The organism is Aeromonas cavernicola (genome assembly GCF_002795305.1).
GTDB classification, from domain to species: Bacteria; Pseudomonadota; Gammaproteobacteria; order Enterobacterales; family Aeromonadaceae; genus Aeromonas; species Aeromonas cavernicola.
The window spans coordinates 1-2,276 of record NZ_PGGC01000169.1; the positions used below are offsets into that span (position 1 = coordinate 1).

At 43.8% G+C, this 2,276-nt stretch carries 3 protein-coding genes; all 3 read right to left on the reverse strand.

Annotated features, from left to right (window positions below):
• The coding region (locus CUC53_RS16090; protein ID WP_236757942.1) for a hypothetical protein at positions 1 to 870 on the reverse strand (870 nt) is incomplete at its 3' end.
• A 138-nt stretch (positions 871 to 1,008) separates the two neighbouring features.
• Positions 1,009 to 2,025, reverse strand: a complete 1,017-nt coding sequence (locus CUC53_RS16095; protein ID WP_100295073.1) for a tetratricopeptide repeat protein — start codon at positions 2,023 to 2,025, stop codon at positions 1,009 to 1,011.
• Positions 2,022 to 2,276, reverse strand: a 255-nt coding sequence (locus tag CUC53_RS16100) for a Rossmann-fold NAD(P)-binding domain-containing protein (RefSeq protein WP_236757943.1), incomplete at its 5' end; no start/stop codon positions are given. The genes CUC53_RS16100 and CUC53_RS16095, both read right to left, overlap by 4 nt.

Below are 2,276 nucleotides of genomic sequence, written 5' to 3' on the forward strand. Positions count from 1 at the left end.
CTGATCACTATCCACTAAATTTGGATAAGCTAGCTCATAGGTCTGATCACTTAGTTTATTACGTGCACTTCTATATTTAACTAACGCAATTTTAACTGCATCAACATTAATGGCAGCAATGGCCATAAATGCATCCAGCTCTTTTAAATTTCGCTGATAACTGGCTACTTTGTCGACCACCGTCACACCATGCATTCTAATTACCGCTTCGGTAAATTTATGCCGCGCTTGTTCAAGTTGGCTACCTTCTTGTTCCGATAACCAACTCACCAAACGGGAAATAGTGAGCTGCTGCAAGGCATACACTTGTTTATCGTTTAACGTCACACGCTCATCTTGTGCTTTAAATGCAGTTGGCTGAACCACCATCAACCCCAATAACGATCCGAGTGCTTCCGGTAATAGCTGGGTGCTCCACGCGGCTAGTTTCTTTTCTAACTCTTTTGCTTCATGGGGGCTGATACGCGCCATATTCAGCCCCGCCAGTTGCGGGTTATTAGCCGCATTGGGATTGGGTAATTGATGGCCCGATAAGGACCAAGCCACCAAACCCGCATGGGTCGACTGGTTAAGCTTGTTATATACCCGCTCAATAAAATCCTTGCCTGCCGCCGCTAATTGGCCAAGGGACAAGCCCGTTATTAATGCCAACTGACTTAACATCGACATCCGCTGATACGTGGCGTCATCGGCATATATCGTTACCCGTTCGTAGTGACACTGGCGCAGCATATCTTGAAACAGGGTCACCACGTAATTGAGCCCTGCGGGATTGATCTCTAACTCGATATATCCCTCGGCACTGGCCACCCCCGAAAAAACCCCCGCTTTAACGCATAATTTCGGCTTATTACCCTGCCAGCTCAGCATAATGGGACTGCTCGCCATCTTTACCTTCAAGTCCGCTTTCACCCCAGCCGTCAACTTGCATAAGCTGGTGGGCCAGCGATCTTGCTGCCACTGCAAGCGCTCTATCACCCCGCGAAATAGAATGCCGTCATTGTAAAATTAATTAAAAACCAAACCATATGTTCGCACTTGATGGGTTTTCATCCACTCTTCTGCCCATTTTTTGGCTTCGATAATCTCACTTGGTGACAACTTTTTATTTAATTTAGCCAGCCGTTTTAATGACCCTGAATAATAAAAATTATCGTTATTTGGCGGGAGTTGCTTAGTAATTGCATAGAATGCGCCATAACCTTTAACACGATCTCTTTTTTCTGGAGGAAGCTGCTGAGTAACTAACTCGCCTGCGGTCATATATTCACCAAAAAGCATGACGCTATTTATATTTCCCGTTGCCATGGCTTTATTAAGCCAATTAATCGCCATATCTATATTTTGTTCTTTTTCAGCCAGCGTCATCATCTGTTCCATCGCCCTTGGATTACCGTGACTTGCTGCTTGTTCCGTCCAGTATCTAATTGCCTTTTCTCGTGATCCTGGCATTAAATACCAACCGCAGCCATCATGAATCGCTGCTGACAACTGCTTCATTGCATCTGCATCACCTAATTTCGCAGCCTTTTCCATCCACTTGCAGAACCCATCATCGCTGCGGTCTTTCAGACTATCTAAAAAACCATACAACTTTATCGCCTCAATATTGTTTTGGTCAGCTAGCGCCTTGGTCTTTTTTAACAGAGCAGCTCTTAATGCATCTTTATCTGTATTATCTTCGATGATTCCATGCTCCCCCTCAATCATGATACCAAGGCCACCTTCAGATTTAGTTGACATGGCCAACATACCGCAAAACGCTCCTTTGTCTGAGGCCATTTTGAAATACTTGTAAGTAATATCAGACCACACCCAGATTGATTTCACTGTGGATTTCGCAATTAAGCACATTGCTTGCGTACTGCCTGCATCCGCTGCTTTTAGCATTAATTCCCAGCTATTAGATTGACCTTGCTCCCAAGGAATAACCGCTTGCTGGTAAAGGTCATCAGGCATTTTCCCCTGACCTATAGCAGAAAATAAAAGTGATGATAAAAATACACCCATATATATTATTTTCATTTAAATAGATTCCATCCTTTCGGCTCAACTTTAGGATAATCCGTATTACTTTCTACATATATAGCAGTGGCCTTTTCGTAACTTTGATTTACTAACTTCCCTCTTGCCCTTTTGTATTGAGCCAACCACTCTTTTAATGCAAGATCTTTTCCATCCGCACCTATCGCCATAAATGCATCCAGCTCTTTTAAATTTCGCTGATAACTGGCTACTTTGTCGACCACCGTCACACCATGCATTCTAATTACCGC

Excerpts from the sequence above, each read along its gene's own strand:
- CUC53_RS16095 (WP_100295073.1), bottom strand. The coding sequence starts at position 2,025 with ATGAAAATAATATATATGGGTGTATTTTTATCATCACTTTTATTTTCT.